We start from the raw sequence: 17,430 nt of genomic DNA on the forward strand, positions 1-17,430 counted from the left end.
GGAGAGGGGGTCGAGTGGCCAACACGATTCATGACAGCGCGGTGATCGGTGAGGGCGTGCGGTTGGGCACGGGGAACGTGATCGGGCCTTTCGCGGTCATCGGGGGCGGTGCACGGCTGGGAGACGGTAACTGGGTGGGAGCCCATGCGGTGATCGGCGCGCCGCCCGAGGTGAGGGGGTTCGAGCATCGGGCCGATTGGCTCGACATCGCGGATGTCGGACTGCGCATCGGCGACGGGAACGTGATCCGGGAAGCCGCGCAGATCCACGCGGGGTGGCGCGGCGAGACCGTGGTGGGCAGCCGTTGCTTCCTCATGAACCAGAGTTATCTCGCTCACGACGTGCAGCTGGCCGACGCCGTCACCCTGGCCTCCGGCGTCGCGCTTGCCGGGCACGTGCGCGTCGCGTTCGGTGCCAACCTCGGGCTCGGTACCAACGTGCATCAGGGGCGAGCTGTCGGGGCCTACGCGATGATCGGCATGGGTTCGGTCGTCACGCGGGATATGCCACCGTTCGTGATCGCCCACGGGAGCCCCGCGCGCCCCAGGCGCGTCAATCGTGTCGGCCTTGAACGTAGCGGCTTCAGCGAAGCGGAGATCCGTTGGGTCGAACAATGGTGCGCGCGAGGTTGTCCCACAATCGTTGAGCACGAACGTGCTACTGCGCCGGAGAGGATACTGCTGGCGATCGATGACCTCGGTCTATGACACTCGCTCGTCATACGGTGCCGCTGGCGGCACGCGCAGCGCCGAGCGCCAGCTGAGTTCACGCGATGCCGTCACACAGCACACCACGAAGGTGAGCCAGCCGAACTCGACGAGGATCGAGCTTTCGGCGAGCGACACGAGCAGCAGTACGACGAGCACGAGCGCGGGCCACGCGTAGATGACGCTCCGCCGCCGCCCGGCGAGCAGCCAGGAGCGCGTGAACGCGAGTCCGAGCATCCCGACGAACACGACGAGGCCGATGATGCCGAGTTGGAACAGCACGTCGAGGTAGGCGTTGAGCGCGGAGGCCGCGGGTCGCGTGCCCGAGGCGGTCAACGTGATGAAGGGGGGGATGTCGGGATGCCAGCGGCCGGTCCAGCCCCAGCCCTCGACGGTGTTGCCGGGCAGCAGGGCGACGATTTTCTGCCACAGGTGCAGGCGGTAGTCGAGCGCTCCCTGCGCGTTGAAGAAGGTGACGAGCGCGCTGCGGAAGACCCAGGCCAGCACGATCACGACGACAGCGGCACCGAGGATGACGAACTGCATCGCCTGCCGACGCTCGGGGCGCACCCGGCGGATGCCGTACAGCACGGCGGCGGCCACCGCGACGACCACCGCGGTGCCGAGGATGATGGGCGACTGGGTGAGCGCGATGCACAGCGCCGCGCCCACGAGCGAGAGCACCCCGGTGAGCGGCCGGACGGACCGCGTGCGCAGCTCGGTCGCGAAGCTCACGGCACCCACCAGCGCGAGGAGCCCGAGCTGGTTGCGGGTCTGCAGCACCCCGGAGATGGGGCCGAGCTCGGCGATGCGGGCGCCCACGCCGAGGAAGGGGATCGGGGTGTCGATGAGGATGCCGGAGAACACCTCGATCGCGAGCGAGGCTCCGAGCACGACGCGCAGCACGTCGCCCCAGGTGCGCACGATCTGGATGGTGTCGCGGGTGGAGGCGATGAAGAACCCGACGAAGGCGTAGACGGCCAGGTGCCCGATGCCGCCGAGCGTCACCCACTGGTACTCGCTCCAGATGAGCGAGACCGATGCCCAGCCGAGGAAGACCAGGAGCGAGATGGGTGGCACCTCTCCGTCGAGCTCTCGGCGCCGCGCCACGAGCACCACGATCATGAGCGCGACGAGTCCGATGAGCGCGGCCAGGTAGCCTGCCCAGCCCGTGAGTCGGATGAGGGGATAGCTGAGCGCCGCGATCGCCACGCCCGTCGTCGCGAGCACGGCCGAGAAGCGGGGGCTGCGCAGCAGTCCGAGGAACGCGGCCGCGACCTCCCGGCGTTCCGGGCGGGCGTTCACGCCTCGACCCCCTCCGCGCGCTCCGGGTCGCTCCAGCCGGTCTTGACGGCGATGACGACGAGCAGCGCGAAGCCGATCTCGATGAGGAGCCTGCTCTCCGCGAGGGACTGCACGAGCAGCGCCACGAGCAGCAGTAGCGGGGCGGCGTTCTCCGGCGTGCGCAGCTCGGCGGGCGCCCAGCGGATGCGCGTGATCTCGGCCGCCATGCCCCAGCTGCGCATGAGGGCGCCGAGCACGAACAGCGCGAAGATCGCGACGCCGACGCCGCCGAGCTGCAGGAAGACGTCGAGCCAGGCGTTGTGCGCCTGCAGATAGGTGACGCCCTTGATGACGATGAGGTCGTCGAAGGGCTCCACCCAGGGCACCCAGTAGCTGACCCAGCCCCAGCCGACGGCGGGGCGCTGCACCGCGAGGGCCGCGACCTTCTCCCAGATGTCGAGTCGGTTGGTGAGGTCGGGACTGCGCCCGAGCAGGCCGAGCAAGGGCTCGCGTGCGAGCACCGCCGTGACGACGCCGGCGACCGCGAGGGCCACCCCGCTCGCGAACACCGCGACCCGCGCCGCACCGGTCGTGCGTCGCACGATCCAGAGGAACAGCGCCGCGAGCGCCACGACGACGAGGGCGACCATGACGGTCGAGGATCGGGTGAGCGCGAGGTTCGCGACGGCGACCGCGATCCAGAACCAGCCCCACACGGGTGAGCCCTTGCGGGCCGCGAGGCGCAATGCGAACACGATGAGGCCGAGGAGGGCCAGCATCCCGAGGATGTTGGCGTTGCCGACGATTCCCTGGATGCGGCCGCCCTCGAAGAGCAGGTTGCGCGACCAGTAGTAGGCCATCGGGATCTTCTCGAGGTCGCTGTAGTCGACCCAGAGCGGCAGCACGGGGCGCCGGATGAACGCGGCCACGATGAACTCGAACAGCAGCGAGAGCCCGAGCGTCCAGCGCATCGTGTCGCTGAAGGTCTCGAGCACCTCCTCCCAGCTGAGGCACGTCGCGAGGAGCGCGGCGATCGCGGTCGTCGCGAGGGTGAGGCTCACGCCGAGCGCCGATGCCCCCGGATACGCGGACCACGCGATCGACGCCGCCGCGAACGCGAGGAACAGCAGCAGGAAGAATGGAAGCCGGCGCACGTCGACGCGCGCCCGCACGAGTTCGACGACCGCGAGCGCGACGACGATCACCGCGAGGGCGCCCCACCCCCACCAGCTGAGCAGGTAGCGCCAGAAGTCCCCCGCCGCGAGCACCGCGAAGCAGAGCATCGCGAGGGCGCGCTGGTAGCTCGTCGCGGCCCTCATGTGCTCAGGCTAGCGGCGGGCGTCACAGTTCGCGGCAGCCGCATAGGCTTTGCCGTATGCCCGAGCGCTACACCCTCGGCCACCATGAGAGCGTCCTGCGCTCGCATCGGTGGAGGACCGGCGCGAACTCGGCTGCGTACCTGCTTCCCCATCTGCGGCCGGGGATGCGGGTGCTCGACGTCGGGTCCGGCCCCGGGACGATCACGGTCGATCTCGCACGGGCCGTGTACCCGGGTCATGTCATCGGCATCGACGCGTCGGCCGACGTGGTCGCCGAGGCGACCCGGCTCGCGACAGGCCAAGGCGTGACCAACGTCGAGTTCCGCGTGGCGGACGCCTACGACCCCGGATTCGACGACGGCGCGTTCGACGTGGTGCACGCGCATCAGGTGCTCCAGCATCTCGGTCGTCCCGTGGAGGCGCTCGCCTCCTGGCGCGCCCTCGTCTCGCCGGACGGGCTCGTCGCCGCGCGCGACTGCGACTACGTCGGCGCGATCGTGGCGCCCGCCCGTCCGGGTCTCGAGCTCTGGGCGTCGACCTACCAGGCGCTCGCCCGCCACAATCACGGCACGCCCGACGCGGGACGTCACCTCAAGGCATGGGCCCGCGAGGCCGGTTTCTCGGTCGTCGAGTCGAGTGCGTCCCTGTGGTGTTTCGAGGACGACTCGGACCGCGCGTGGTGGGGCGGTTTGTGGGCCGATCGTACGGTCGACTCCGAGTTCGCCGTCGGCGTCACCCGACGCGGTGTCGGCGACGCCGCGACGCTCGCCGCGATCCGTGAGGGTTGGCTCGCCTGGCGCGACGACCCCGATGGCTGGATGATCCTGCTGCACGGCGAGATCCTCGCGCGCGCCTGACGCGAACCCGCTCAGACGAAGGCGGCCTTCCCCGTGAGGGCGCGGCCGACGATGAGGGTGTTCATCTCGCGCGTGCCCTCGTAGGAGTACAGCGCCTCCGCGTCGTTGAAGAAGCGGGTGACGTCGTAGTCGAGCACGATGCCGTTGCCGCCCATCACCTCGCGGGCCCGCGCGACCGTCTCCCGCATCCGGGTGGTGGCGAACGCCTTCGCGAGCGCCGCGTGCTCGTCCTTCTGGGTGCCCTGGTCGAGCATCTCGGACACGCGCGTGCACAGGGCGATCGAGGAGGTGATGTTGCCGATCATCTCGGCGAGATGCTGCTGCACGAGCTGGTGGGACGCGATGGGCTTGCCGAACTGGACGCGCTCCTGGGTGTAGGCGAGAGCGGCCTCATAGGCGCCGATCGCGACGCCGACGGCGGCCCAGGCGACCTCGGCGCGGGTGAGGCGCAGCACGGCGGCGGTGTCGCGGAAGGAGTTCGCGTTCGCGAGGCGCAGCGACTCCGGGACGCGGACGTCCTCGAGCGTGATGTCGGCGTTCTGCACGATGCGCAGCGCCAGCTTCCGCTCGATCTTGGTGGCGGTGTAGCCGGGGGTGGAGGTCGGCACGATGAAGCCCTTGACCTGCCCGTCGGCGGTGTCCTTCGCCCAGATGACGGTGACGTCGCTCCAGGTGGCGTTGCCGATCCAGCGCTTGGATCCGTTGAGCACCCACTCGTCGCCCTCGCGGGTCGCGGTCGTGCGCAGGCCCTGGGCCGAGTCGGAGCCCGAGAGCGGCTCGGTGAGGCCGAAGGCGCCGATCACGGAGCCGTCGGCGAGCTTCGGCAGCCACTCGGCGCGCTGCTCGGGGGAGCCGCAGACGGCGACGGCGCCGAGCGCGAGCCCGTTCTGCACGCCGACGTAGGTGGCGATCGAGGCGTCGACGCGGGCGAGCTCGAGCGCGACCCAGCCGCGGTAGACCGCCGAGTTCTCGAAGCTCTTCGTCTCGTCCCACTGCATCCCGAACACCGGCTGCGCGTGGAAGGCGGGGAGGATCTCGCGCGGGAACTCGGCGCGGTCCCAGAAGTCGTTGACGAGCGGCTTGACGTCGGTCTCGAGCCAGCTGCGGAGGCCGCCCAGGGCTTCGCGCTCGGTCTCGGTGAGCTGGGTCTCGAACCCGTAGAAGTCGCTGGCGAGCGGGGTGAACGACATGCGGATGACTCCCTTGTTCCTGATCGTGGCATCCGGAGCCTATGGCGGCGGTCGGGCCGCTCCAAGCCGCTTGGTAGTTTGATCCAATCCGACTGCCGACGGGAGGGTGCATGTTCGTCGAGATCGCCAACACGCCGCGCGACTACGCGTGGGGGTCGACCACGGCGATCGCCGAGCTGCTCGGGACCGTCCCGAGCGGCCGCCCGGAGGCCGAGCTCTGGCTCGGCACGCACCCCGGCTCGCCGTCGCGGATCGTGGGGGAGGATCGCACCCTGCTCGACCTCGTCGACGAGGGGCTCCCCTTCCTGCTCAAGGTGCTCGCCGCCGCCGCTCCGCTCTCCCTGCAGGCTCACCCCACCCGTGCGCAGGCGCAGGAGGGCTTCGCCCGCGAGAACGCGGCGGGCGTGCCGCTCGACGCGCCGACCCGCAACTACAAGGACACCTCCCACAAGCCCGAGTTGATCTACGCGCTCTCCGACCCGTTCCGCGCCCTCTCGGGCTTCCGGCCGGTCGCCGAGACGCGCGAGGTGCTCGCACCGGTCGCCGACGATCCGCGCATCGCCCCGCTCGTCGAGCGGCTCACGGGCGACGGGGCGCTGCGCGAGGTGTTCGGCTGGCTCATCTCGCGCGGTGAAGGGGTCGAGGATCTCGTGGACGCCGTCGTCGAGGCGTCGGCGACCGTCGACGGGCCGAGCTGGCAGACCGTGCGGACCCTCGCCGAGCACTACCCGGGAGACCCGGGCATCGCCATCTCGCTGCTGCTGCACACCGTCGAGCTGCGTCCGGGCGAGGTGCTCTACCTGCCGGCGGGCAACATCCACGCCTACCTCGAGGGGCTCGGCATCGAGCTCATGGCGTCGAGCGACAACGTGCTCCGCGGCGGGCTCACCCCCAAGCACGTCGACGTGCCCGAGCTCCTGTCGGTGCTCGACTTCCGCCCGCTGCCCGCGCCGTACCTCGCACCCGAGGAGCCCGAGCCGGGCGTGCGGGTGTTCCGTCCCGACGTGCCCGACTTCCAGCTGATCGTCGTCTCGCGCGAGTCAGCGCGGCGTGGAGTCGAGCTCCGGCTCGGGGGCCCGGCGGTCGCCCTGTGCACCGAGGGCGCGGTCGCGCTCGAGGACGGGCCCGAGCTCGAGCGCGGTGCTGCCGTGTACGTCTCCGACCAGGCGTGGCTCGGAGTTCGGGGTGACGGGATCCTCTTCGTCGCCTCCACTGCCGCCTGACTCACCCCGCGACGCGCGCCCCGAACGCCCGCCGGTAGGCGGTCGGCGTCGTGCCGAGCACCTTGAGGAAGTGGTGCCGCATGACGGCCGCGGTGCCGAAGCCCGAGCGCTGCGCGATCTGCTCGAGGCCGTCGTCGGTCTGCTCGAGCTCGGTCTGCGCGCGCAGGATGCGCTGGCGGTTGAGCCAGGCGGCGGGGGTCGTGCCCGTCTCGGCGCGGAAGCGGCGGGCGAAGGTGCGGCCCGACATGAGCGCGCGGCGGGCGAGCTGGTCGACCGTGAGGTCCTGATCGAGGTGCTCCAGCATCCACTCGATGACGAGGGCGAAGGCGTCGCTGCGGCACTCGGGCACCGGGGTCGGGATGTACTGCGACTGGCCGCCGTCGCGCTGCGGGGGCACGACCATGCGACGTGCGATGACGTTGGTGGCGGTGGCGCCGTACTCCTCGCGCACGATGTGCAGCGCCGCGTCGATGCCCGCGGCGGTGCCCGCGCCCGTGACGACCTTGCCGTCCTGCACGAACAGCACGTCGGGGTCGACCTCGATGCCGGGGTACTCGGCGGAGAGGCGGTCGGCGTGCATCCAGTGCGTCGTGGCACGCCGACCCTCGAGGATGCCGGCCTGGGCGAGCACGAAGGCGCCCGAGCACACGCTCAGGACCCAGGCGCCGCGGGCCTCGGCGGCGCGGATGACCTCGAGGTAGCGCTCGTCGACGGGGCCGATCTTGTGGGCCGGGACGGCGATGAGGTCGGCGTCGGCGGCGATCGACAGGTCGTTGGGGATGTTCATCGAGAAGCCGAGGCTCATGGGCACCTCGCCCGGGTCGGCGGTCGCGATCGCGAAGTCGAAGCGCGGCCCGCCCATGTCGCTGCGGTCGATGCCGAACACCTCGCACACGACGCCGAACTCGAACGGGGCGGTGCCGGGGATCGCGAGACAGACGACCTTGTTGAGCATCCGGACTCCTTGGCAGTTTCTCGATGGAATGTGTCGATCATGCCACTCGTGGCTGGATTCGGCAATCCGTAGATTTCCTGCCATGATCGCTCTCCTCCTCTTCGGGATCCTCGCGGCGGCCGGCATCGTCGGCACGGTCGTGACCGTCCCCCGCGACGGGTACCGCCAGGTGCCCGTCCGCCGCCCCTGATCGCGCCCGCTAGCCTGGGAGCCATGACGTGGCTTGTGACCGGCGGCGCCGGCTACATCGGCGCGCACGTGGTGCGCGCCCTGCAGAAGGCCGGCCTCACGGCGGTCGTCGTCGACGACCTCTCGAGCGGCCACCGGGAGTTCGTGGCACCCGGCACGGCGTTCGTCGAGGCGACGATCCTCGACGGCCAGCGCCTCATCGACACGATCCAGCGCTACCGGGTGACGGGCGTCATCCACGTCGCCGGGTTCAAGTACGCGGGCGTCTCGGTGCAGCGCCCCCTGCACACCTACGCGCAGAACGTCGAGGGCACCCGGGTGCTGCTCGCCGCGATGCACGAGACGGGCGTCGGGCGCATCGTGTTCTCCTCCTCGGCCGCCGTCTACGGCAACACCGACCTCGACCTCGTGACCGAGGACACCCCCAAGAGCCCCACCTCGCCGTACGGCGAGTCCAAGCTCATCGGCGAGTGGCTGCTGCGCGACCAGGAGGTCGCCACGGGCCTCGCGCACACCTCGCTGCGGTACTTCAACGTCGTCGGATCCGGGTACCCGGACGTCTACGACACGAGCCCGCACAACCTCTTCCCGCTCGTCTTCGACGCCCTCGTCGAGGGCCGCACCCCCCACATCAACGGTGACGACTACCCGACGCCCGACGGCACGAACGTGCGCGACTACCTGCACGTCGCCGACCTCGCGCTCGCCCACGTCGCGGCCGCGCAGGCGCTCGAGGCGGGGCGCCCGCTCGAGCGCGCCTACAACCTCGGCAGCGGCTCCGGGGCATCCGTGCGGCAGATCATGGATGCCGTGGCGCGCGTCACGGGCATCGCGTTCACCCCGGAGATCGCCCCGCGGCGCGCGGGCGACCCGGCGCGCATCGTGGCCTCGGGCGAGCTCGCGGCCCGCGACCTCGGCTGGGAGATGCGTCACAGCCTCGACGAGATGGTCGCCAGCGCGTGGGCGGCGCGCACGGCCGCCGTCGAGTCCTGATCGATAGCTGCACCTCCGGCGCGTCGCGACACGCCCGAGCAGACCGGGACTACCATTCCGCGACTTGACGTCGGGGAATGACACGAGTGTAATTAGCTGCAACGCGCACGGCCGGTGACGCGAGGGGAGGCGGAAATGACGAAGAACGAATATCGTCCTTCGGTCCCCGAGGACTGGTTCGTCGACCCCGTACGCCTCGGCATGCCGGGTCTGCGTCCCGCGATCGACGACGACGACAACCCGCTGTCCTGGCAGACCGACGCCCTGTGCGCGCAGACCGACCCCGAGGCGTTCTTCCCCGAGAAGGGCGGCTCGACGCGCGACGCCAAGCGCATCTGCACGGGCTGCGCGGTCCGCACCCAGTGCCTCGAGTACGCCCTGCAGAACGACGAGCGCTTCGGCATCTGGGGCGGACTCTCCGAGCGCGAGCGCCGCAAGCTGCGCCGCGGCCGCATCGCCTGACCCGGCGACCGCGGCCGGTCCGTCTCCCCCCGCATCGGGGCGGGAGGTGTGGCGCTGCCGCCGTTCCGCCGCACCGCGCCTAGCGTGGGAGGGATGCCCAGAGTCACCGCGATCCTCGTCGTCCAGGACGGCGAACGGTGGCTGGACGGCACCCTCGCCGCCCTCGCCGCCCAGTCCCGTCGCCCCGACGCCCTCGTCGTGGTGGCCGAGCCGACGACGGACCTCGACGGCGAGCTGCTCGCGACCGCGGGCGTGACCCAGGTGGTCACCGCGACCGGCGGCACCTTCGGCGTCGGCATCGCGCGTGCCCTGCGGGCGGCCCCGCCCGCCGAGGGCGAGGACGAACTGCTGTGGCTCCTGCGCGCCGACACCGCCCCCCAGCCCCAGGCCCTGCGCGAGCTGCTCGCAGCCGTCGAGCTCGCACCGTCGCTCGCGGTCGCGGGACCGAAGCTCGTCGACGCCGATACGCCCGACCGCATCCGCTCCTACGGCGAGACGATGTCGCGCCTCGGGACGACCGTCGCGCTCGTCGACGACGAGCTCGACCAGGCCCAGTACGACCCGGTCGTCGACGTCATGTCGGTCGCCGTCGAGGGCTCCCTCGTGCGCCGCAGCGTCTGGCAGGCCGTCGACGGGCTCGACGCGGGCCTGCCGTCGACGGATGCCGGACTCGACCTGGGCGTGCGGGTGCGGCTCGCGGGTCACCGCGTCGTGCGGGTGCCGAGCGCGCGCGTCGCCCGCGCGCGCCGCCCCGAGGACGTCGGCCGCCGTCGGCCCGCCGCCCCGCGTACCCGCCGTCGCCTCGCCCGCACCGCGCAACTGCATCGCCGCTTCGTCTACGCGCCCGGCATCCTGGTGCCCGTGCACTGGCTGAGCCTGCTGCCCCTCGCCGTCATCCGCTGCCTCGGGCAGCTGCTCGCGAAGCGTCCCGGTGCGGTGCCCGGCGAGATCGCGGCCGCCTTCGTCGCCGCGTTCGACGGTTCCGTGCCGGGCGCCCGGTCCCGGCTGCGCCGCGCCCGCCGCACGGGCTGGCGCGCGGTCGCGCCGCTGCGCCTCGAGGGCGCCCCCCTGCGCGAGCACCGTGCCCACGAGCGCGACCGCGACGACGAACGACAGGGCCGCGAGCCCGACCTGGTGCGCGCCTCGTTCCTCGGCGGCGGCAGCTGGGTGCTCGTGGCGGCGGTGGCGGTCGGCGCCGTGCTGTCGTGGCGGCTGTTCGGGGCGACCGCGCTCGAAGGGGGCGCACTGCTGCCGCTGTCCTCGGGGGTCGCGGAGCTGTGGAGCCGACTCGGCTGGGGGGCGCGCGAGATCGGCGTGGGCTTCCTGGGGGCCGCGGATCCCGCCACCGGCATCTGGGCGCTGCTCGGTTCGGCGACGTGGTGGGATCCCTCGTTCTCGATCGTCGTGCTCTGGCTGACCGCGCTGCCGTTCGCGGCCCTCGGGGCGTGGTGGGCGGCGACCCGCCTCAGCGAGCGCACCTGGCCTCCCGTGGTGGCCGCGCTGCTGTGGATGCTCGCGCCCCCTCTCCTCGCGGCGCTGAACGAGGGACGCGCGGGTGCCGTCGTCGCCCATCTGCTGCTGCCGTGGCTCGCGCTCGCCCTGCTCGAGGGTGCCCGCTCCTGGAGCGCCGCGGCGGCCGCATCCCTGCTCTTCGCCGCGGTGACCGCCGCCGCGCCCGTGCTCGCCCCCGCGCTGCTCGTCGGCGTGGTCGCCTGGGCCTTCGCGCGACCCCGCGGCTTCGTGCGCCTCATCGGCGTCCCGATCCCGGCCGCGGTGCTCTTCGCGCCGCTCGTCATCGGCGCCGTGCGCCGCGGTTCGCCGCTCGCCGTGCTCGCCGATCCCGGTCCCGTGCAGCCGTTCACGGCTCCGAGCGGCTGGGGGCTCGTGATCGGCAGGCCCGACCAGGATGCCGCGGGGTGGGACGCCCTGCTCGCCTCGTTCGGGCTCGACGGCGCTCCGTGGGGCACTCTCGCGCCCGCCGTGCTGCTCGCCCCGCTCGGGGTGCTCGCGGTGCTCGCGCTGTTCCTGCCGGGCGCGCGTCGCTCGATCCCGGCGCTCGCCGTCGCGACGGCGGGCCTCGCGACCGCGTGGCTCGCCGTGCACCTCGAGGTGACGACCTCGGGCGCCGCGACCGTCGGGCCGTGGCCGGGCGCGGCCCTGAGCCTCTACTGGCTGGGACTGCTGGGCGCGGCCGTCGTCGCGCTCGAGGTGCTCGGCCGGGGGGCCGCGGCCGCCGGTTCCGCGGTCGTCGTGACGAGCGCCCTGGCGGTCGTGCCCGCGATCCTCGCCGCCGTGCTCGGCACCGCGCCCGTGCACGCGGGCGACGGCCGCATCCTGCCGGCGCTCGCGGCGGCCGCCGCCCGCACCGACCCCGGCATCGGCACGCTCGTGCTCACCCCCGAGGAGGACGGCTCGCTCACCGCGCGGCTCGAGCGCGGCGAGGGCGCCATGCTCGACGACCAGTCCGCGCTGCACGCGGGACGCACCGAGGCCTCCGATGACGAGCTCGCCCTCGCCGAGCTCGCCGGCAACCTCGCCTCCCGCGGCGGCTACGACCCCGCGCCCGAGCTGCAGCGCTTCCAGCTCGGTTTCGTGCTCGTCGCGCCGCTCGCCGAGGATGCGGGTGAGGATGCCGTCGAGGTACGCGAGCGGGCGGTCGAGTCGCTCGACGCGCGCGCCGAGCTCACCCCCGAGAGCGACTCCGGCTACGGCACGCTGTGGGCGTATCCGGCACTCGAGCGCACGACCGACACCGCACCCGCGCGCGGTGCCTACGGCGTCGGCGTGCTCGCGGTGCAGGGGGCCGTCATCCTGTTCGCGCTGCTGCTCGCGCTGCCCACCCGCCGCCGACGGCGCGTGGTGCAGACCCGCACGCCCCTCGAGGAGGCGGCGGCCACGACCTTCGACGAGGACAGCGATGACTGACGCCGAGCAGCCGACCCCGGATGTCGGGCCGACGCCCGAGGAGGACGTCGTGCCCGAGAACGTCGTGCCCGAGGAGACCGTGCCCGCCGAGGCTGTCGCCCCCGACGAGACGGTCCCCGAGGAGGAGACCGCCGACACGACGTCCGCCCCGCGGGGCCGCGGTCGCGCCCGCGCGGCGACCATCATCTCGCTGCGCATCGTGCGGGGGCTCGTCGGCGCGGCGGCGGCCGTCGTCGTGGTCGGCGGCGTCGGGCTCGTGCCCCTCCCGACGATCGGCATCGAGCCGCTCGCGACCACCGTGACCCCCGAGCCCGCCGAGCCGCTGCGGCTGTGCGCCGGCTCGCTCCTGCGCCTCGGCGACGACACGGGCGCCAACGCGGGGCAGGCCTCGGCCGTCGGCACGCCGCGCCTCACGGTCGCGGCCGAGGGCGGCACGGCGAGCCAGGCCCCGCTCGCGGGAAGCGACGCCGGCACGGGCGGCACCCCGCAGGCTCCGACGCTGCTCAGCGCGCCCGCGGACGCGACGGCGCTCGCCGGGGCCCAGGCGCAGACCGCCACCGGCGCGGGCGACCTCGAGGGCCTCGCCGTCTCCGCGTGCACCGAGCCGAGCAGCTCGCAGTGGCTCGTCGGGGGGTCGATGACCGTGGGCCGCACGACGATGCTGCTCATCGCCAATCCCACCGCCGTCACCGCCGAGGTCACGTTGCGGATCTGGGGCGAATCCGGGCCCGTGAGCGCACCCGGCATGAGCGGCATCCGCGTGGCCCCGGGCACCCAGCGCGTGCTGCCCCTCACGGGTTTCGCGCCGGGGCTCGCCTCTCCCGTCGTGCACGTGGAGGCGCGCGGCGGCCAGGTCGTCGCGGCGCTGCAGACCTCCGTCATCCGCGTGCTCGACCCGGGTGGGGTCGACACCGTCTCGGCGGGGGTGGCGCCGTCGCGGACCTCCGTCGTGCCCGCCGTGCGCATCGCCGACGAGGAGGGGGTCTCGAGCGTGCTCGGGATCGCCGACTACGCCGACCTCGAGGCGGTGGCCCGCATCGGCAACCCGGGCGAGACGGATGCGAGCGTCGAGCTGAGTCTGCTGCCCGCAGACGAGGGTGGCACGGCGAGCTCGTTCCAGCTCACCGTGCCGGCCGGCACGACGACCGACGTCCCGCTCTCGTCCGCCCTCGAACTGGGCGAGGCGCCGATCCCCGACGGCTCCTACTCGGTCGTCTTCAGCTCCGACCAGCCCGTCGTGACGGCCGTGCGCGCCTCCACGACGCCCGTCGCCGACGTGGACGCCGACGGCACCCCCGAGCCGGGCGACGCGGACCTCGCATGGTTCGCGGCGGCACCCGTGCTGGGCGACGGCGCGGCCGTGGCGGTCGCCGACGCGCCCTCGCCCGTGCTCGTCGCGTACAACCCCGACAACGCCGAGCGCACCCTCACCCTCACCCCGATCGGCGGGGGAGAGTCGCTCACGCTCGTCGTGCCGCCCGCGCGCCCGGCCTCGATCGCCCTCGACCGCGACACGGTCTACCTGCTGGACGGCGCCGTGGGTCTGCGGGCGGGCGTCACCTTCGCGGCCTCGGGGCGGGTGGGCGGCTACACCGTCACCTCGCCGCGCGAGGGCGACAGCCCCCTCGTCGTGCGGCCGTAGCGGCTCAGAAGTGCCGGTAGCGCTCCGGCGCGATGTCCCACGGGTCCTTGCCGAGCAGCTCCGCCACGGCACGGAACACGCAGCTCTCGATGTAGGAGCGCCGGTGCCAGTCGTCGTCGCGGTGCAGGTGGGCGAGGCGCTGGATGGGGATCCGGTACAGCACGACGCGGCGGCGTCGCGCATCCACCCGCCAGCGGTCCACGCCGTCCGCCCCCGGCTCCCCGGGGGGCGAGGCGGCGATGTCGAAGCGCACCGTCGCGAGCTCCTCGGGCCACAGCGCCCGCAGGTACTCGACCGCCGAGGCGACGCAGGCGTCGAAGAAGTCGAGCCGGGTGCGCAGCATCGGCAGGTGCGGCCCCGTCACGGCCGAGCGGATGCCGCGGCCGTGGCGGTCGCGGTAGCCCGTCCTGGCCGAGATGCGACGCGTGGATCGGGGCATGTCGTCAGTCTAGGCGCGGGCGGGCGCGCGCTAGGCTCGGCTCGATGAGCGTGCGACCGTGCAGCAAGGTGGCCTGCGGCCGGGAGGCCGTCGCCACGCTCACCTACGACTACGCGGATGCGATGGCCGTGCTCGGACCGCTCGCGGGACGCCGCGAACCGCACAGCTACGACCTGTGCGTGGTGCATGCGGAACGCCTCTCGGCGCCGCAGGGCTGGAACATCGTGCGGCACGTGACCGTGGGTGAACTACAGTCATGAGGCGTGAGCACCCCTGATCTGACCGCATTCGTCAAGGCCTACGACGTGCGGGGCCTCGTCGGCTCCCAGCTGACTCCGGAGGTCGTCGAGGCGCTCGCGGCGGGCTTCGTCGACGAGCTCGGCGCGGCGGGCTCTCCCGTCATCGTCGGGCACGACATGCGCGACTCGAGCCCGGAGTTCGCGGCCGCCTTCGCGCGCGGCGCCTCGGCCCGCGGTGCCGAGGTCGTGAGCATCGGCCTGTGCTCGACCGACGAGACCTACTTCGCCTCGGGCTTCCTCGACGCCCCCGCCGCCATGTTCACGGCGAGCCACAACCCGGCCAGCTACAACGGCATCAAGTTCAGCCGGGCGGGGGCCCAGGGCATCTCGCTCGGCACGGGTCTCGCCGCGATCCGCGACCGCGCCCAGGCGTACCTCGCCTCGGGCGGCGTGCCGAGCGTCGAGCAGCCGGGTGGCGTCGTCGTGCGCGACGTGCTCGCCGACTACGCGGCCCACCTGCGCTCCCTCGTCGACCTCTCCGGCATCCGTCCGCTGCGCGTGGTCGTGGATGCCGGCAACGGCATGGGCGGCATGACCGTGCCCGCCGTGCTCGGCACCGCGGCGGGGCTGCCCGAACTGCCGCTCGAGATCATCCCGCTGTATTTCGAGCTCGACGGCACCTTCCCCAACCACGAGGCGAACCCGCTCGAGCCCGAGAACCTCGTCGACCTGCAGCGGGCGGTCGTCGCGCACGGCGCGGACCTCGGGCTCGCCTTCGACGGCGACGCCGACCGCTGCTTCGTCGTCGACGAGACCGGCGCCCCCGTCACCCCGAGCGCCGTCGCCGCGATCGTGGCGCGGCGCGAGGTGGCGCGCGTGCGGGCCGCGGGGGAGACGGGCGACGTCTTCGTCATCCACAACCTCATCACCTCGCGCTTCGTGCCGGAGTCGATCACGGCCGCCGGCGCCATCCCGGTGCGCACCAACGTGGGCCACTCGCTCATCAAGGACCGCATGCGCGAGACGGACGCCGTGTTCGGCGGCGAGCACTCGGCGCACTACTACTTCCGCGACTTCTGGGGTGCCGACAACGGCATGCTCGCGGCGATGCACCTGCTCGCCGAGTTCGGCGGTCAGGATGCGCCCCTCTCGGCGTTCGCCTCCGCGTACGACCCCTACGCGCTCTCGGGCGAGATCAACTCGGTCGTCGAGGACGTGCCCGCCGCCTACACCCGGATCGTCGAGGCCTTCGCCCGCCGCGGCGACTTCGACGAGCTCGACGGCCTGACCGTCACCGGGCACCCCGAGCGGGGCTTCTGGTGGTTCAACGTGCGGCCCTCGAACACCGAGCCGCTGCTGCGGCTCAACGTCGAGGCCGACACCGCCGAGCAGATGGCGATCGTCCGCGACGAGGTGCTCGCCCTCATCCGCGCGTAGTCTCGCCGCATCCCTGCGACAATGGGGGGATGAGCATCTCCACCCCCGTCTCCACCGGTCTGCCGTTCAAGGTCGCCGACATCGCCCTCGCCGAGGCCGGTCGCCACCAGATCCGCCTCGCCGAGAACGAGATGCCGGGCCTCATGGCCCTGCGTGCGGAGTACGGGGAGGCGCAGCCCCTCGCGGGCGCCCGCATCGCCGGATCGCTGCACATGACCGTGCAGACCGCGGTGCTCATCGAGACCCTCGTGGCCCTCGGCGCCCAGGTGCGCTGGGCCAGCTGCAACATCTTCTCCACCCAGGACGACGCGGCCGCCGCCGTCGCGGTCGGCCCGACCGGCACCGCCGCATCCCCCGCGGGCGTTCCGGTGTTCGCCTGGAAGGGCGAGACCCTCGAGGAGTACTGGTGGGCCACCAGCCGCATCTTCGACTGGTCGGCCGAGGCCGCCGCGGTCGGCGCCGACTGGACCGGCCCGAACCTCATCCTCGACGATGGCGGCGACGCGACCCTGCTCGTGCACACCGGTCGCGAGTACGAGCTCGCGGGCGCCGTGCCCGCCACCCCCGAGGACGCGAGCCACGAGTGGAGTGTCGTGCTCGACACCCTGCGCGCCTCGCTCGCGGACGACCCGCAGCGCTGGACCCGCATCGCGGCCGACATCCAGGGCGTCACCGAGGAGACCACGACCGGCGTGCACCGCCTCTACGAGCTGCACCGCGACGGGCGCCTGCTCTTCCCCGCCATCAACGTCAACGACTCGGTCACCAAGTCCAAGTTCGACAACAAGTACGGCATCCGCCACTCCCTGCCCGACGGCCTCAACCGCGCCACCGACGTGCTCATGGGCGGCAAGGTCGCCTTCGTGTGCGGCTACGGGGATGTCGGCAAGGGCTCGGCGGAGGCACTCCGCGGCCAGGGCGCGCGCGTCATCGTCTCGGAGATCGACCCCATCAACGCGCTTCAGGCCGCCATGGACGGCTACCAGGTGGCGCGGCTCGACTCCGTGATCGACCAGGTCGACTTCGTCATCACGACGACGGGCAACAAGGACGTCGTGACGATCGACCAGATCCTGAAGCTCAAGCACCAGGCCGTGATCGCGAACGTCGGCCACTTCGACAACGAGATCGACATGGCGGGCCTCGAGTCGCTGCCGGGCGCGGTCAAGGTCGAGATCAAGCCGCAGGTGCACGAGTGGCGGCTGCCGAACGGACGCAGCGTGCTCGTGCTCTCGGAGGGGCGCCTCATGAACCTCGGCAACGCGACCGGGCACCCGAGCTTCGTGATGAGCAACTCGTTCAGCAACCAGGTGCTCGCCCAGCTCGAGCTGTGGGTGAACCGGGCCGCCTATGAGGATCGCGTGTACGTGCTGCCGAAGATCCTCGACGAGAAGGTCGCGCGCCTGCACCTCGCCTCGCTCGGCGTCGAGCTCACCGAGCTCACCCCCGAGCAGGCCGCCTACATCGGGGTTCCCGTCGAGGGCCCCTACAAGGTGGACCACTACCGCTACTGATCCGCGAAAGTACGTGCTTTTGGGCCGCCTGAGCGGCGTGTCGCCCCAAAAGCAC

The 17,430-nt window shown here is 72.6% G+C and carries 15 protein-coding genes; 10 read left to right on the plus strand and 5 right to left on the minus strand.

Annotated features, from left to right (window positions below; all coding sequences use genetic code 11):
- Positions 1-14: 14 nt before the first annotated feature.
- Positions 15-707: an LbetaH domain-containing protein gene (locus tag D7I47_RS08875; RefSeq protein WP_120762705.1), complete on the plus strand. Its 693-nt coding sequence runs from the start codon at positions 15-17 to the stop codon at positions 705-707.
- Here D7I47_RS08875 and D7I47_RS08880 read toward each other — a convergent pair.
- Both D7I47_RS08880 and D7I47_RS08885 read right to left on the minus strand, forming a co-directional pair.
- A complete protein-coding gene (locus tag D7I47_RS08880) occupies positions 702-2,012 on the minus strand; it encodes an O-antigen ligase family protein (protein ID WP_120762706.1) in 1,311 nt (436 codons plus the stop codon). The genes D7I47_RS08875 and D7I47_RS08880 overlap by 6 nt on opposite strands.
- A complete protein-coding gene (locus tag D7I47_RS08885) occupies positions 2,009-3,310 on the minus strand; it encodes an O-antigen ligase family protein (protein ID WP_120762707.1) in 1,302 nt (433 codons plus the stop codon). The genes D7I47_RS08880 and D7I47_RS08885 overlap by 4 nt, the downstream gene beginning before the upstream one ends.
- 56 nt (positions 3,311-3,366) lie before the next feature.
- Between D7I47_RS08885 and D7I47_RS08890 the strand changes: the two genes are divergently transcribed.
- A complete protein-coding gene (locus tag D7I47_RS08890; RefSeq protein ID WP_120762708.1) occupies positions 3,367-4,167 on the plus strand; it encodes a methyltransferase domain-containing protein in 801 nt (266 codons plus the stop codon).
- Positions 4,168-4,178: 11 nt separating this feature from the next.
- Here D7I47_RS08890 and D7I47_RS08895 read toward each other — a convergent pair whose 3' ends face one another.
- Positions 4,179-5,357: an acyl-CoA dehydrogenase family protein gene (locus D7I47_RS08895; protein ID WP_120762709.1), complete on the minus strand. Its 1,179-nt coding sequence runs from the start codon at positions 5,355-5,357 to the stop codon at positions 4,179-4,181.
- A 110-nt stretch (positions 5,358-5,467) separates the two neighbouring features.
- On the opposite strand from D7I47_RS08895, the gene manA reads away from it, so the two are divergent.
- On the plus strand, positions 5,468-6,580 hold the full coding sequence (gene manA / locus D7I47_RS08900; protein ID WP_120762710.1) for a mannose-6-phosphate isomerase, class I: 1,113 nt from the start codon (positions 5,468-5,470) through the stop codon (positions 6,578-6,580).
- Position 6,581: 1 nt separating this feature from the next.
- Here the strand turns inward: manA and D7I47_RS08905 are convergent, their stop codons facing one another.
- Positions 6,582-7,535, minus strand: a complete 954-nt coding sequence (locus D7I47_RS08905) for a GlxA family transcriptional regulator (RefSeq protein WP_120762711.1) — start codon at positions 7,533-7,535, stop codon at positions 6,582-6,584.
- A 213-nt stretch (positions 7,536-7,748) separates the two neighbouring features.
- Between D7I47_RS08905 and galE the strand changes: the two genes are divergently transcribed.
- The 4 genes from galE (at position 7,749) to D7I47_RS08925 (ending at position 13,746) form a co-directional block, all read left to right on the plus strand.
- Entirely contained in the window at positions 7,749-8,717 is a 969-nt protein-coding gene (gene galE / locus D7I47_RS08910) for a UDP-glucose 4-epimerase GalE (protein WP_120762712.1), read from the plus strand.
- 135 nt (positions 8,718-8,852) lie between these two features.
- Positions 8,853-9,179, plus strand: coding sequence for a WhiB family transcriptional regulator (locus D7I47_RS08915; RefSeq protein WP_120762713.1), 327 nt, complete (start codon positions 8,853-8,855; stop codon positions 9,177-9,179).
- Positions 9,180-9,272: 93 nt separating this feature from the next.
- Positions 9,273-12,104, plus strand: coding sequence for a glycosyltransferase family 2 protein (locus D7I47_RS08920; protein ID WP_120762714.1), 2,832 nt, complete (start codon positions 9,273-9,275; stop codon positions 12,102-12,104).
- A complete protein-coding gene (locus tag D7I47_RS08925; RefSeq protein ID WP_120762715.1) occupies positions 12,097-13,746 on the plus strand; it encodes a DUF5719 family protein in 1,650 nt (549 codons plus the stop codon). Before D7I47_RS08920 ends, D7I47_RS08925 begins: the two co-directional genes overlap by 8 nt.
- A gap of 4 nt (positions 13,747-13,750) precedes the next feature.
- Here D7I47_RS08925 and D7I47_RS08930 read toward each other — a convergent pair whose 3' ends face one another.
- On the minus strand, positions 13,751-14,185 hold the full coding sequence (locus tag D7I47_RS08930) for a metallopeptidase family protein (protein ID WP_120762716.1): 435 nt from the start codon (positions 14,183-14,185) through the stop codon (positions 13,751-13,753).
- Positions 14,186-14,229: 44 nt separating this feature from the next.
- Here D7I47_RS08930 and D7I47_RS08935 point away from each other — a divergent pair, with 44 nt between their 5' ends.
- Genes D7I47_RS08935 through ahcY form a run of 3 tightly spaced genes read left to right on the plus strand, consistent with a single transcriptional unit; the run spans position 14,230 to position 17,375 of the window.
- Entirely contained in the window at positions 14,230-14,445 is a 216-nt protein-coding gene (locus D7I47_RS08935; RefSeq protein WP_120762717.1) for a DUF3499 family protein, read from the plus strand.
- Between the two features lie 3 nt (positions 14,446-14,448).
- A complete protein-coding gene (locus D7I47_RS08940; protein WP_120762718.1) occupies positions 14,449-15,861 on the plus strand; it encodes a phosphomannomutase/phosphoglucomutase in 1,413 nt (470 codons plus the stop codon).
- Positions 15,862-15,890: 29 nt separating this feature from the next.
- Positions 15,891-17,375: an adenosylhomocysteinase gene (ahcY, locus tag D7I47_RS08945; protein ID WP_120762719.1), complete on the plus strand. Its 1,485-nt coding sequence runs from the start codon at positions 15,891-15,893 to the stop codon at positions 17,373-17,375.
- Positions 17,376-17,430 lie beyond the last annotated feature (55 nt).

This window comes from Protaetiibacter intestinalis (assembly GCF_003627075.1).
GTDB classification, from domain to species: domain Bacteria; phylum Actinomycetota; class Actinomycetes; order Actinomycetales; family Microbacteriaceae; genus Homoserinibacter; species Homoserinibacter intestinalis.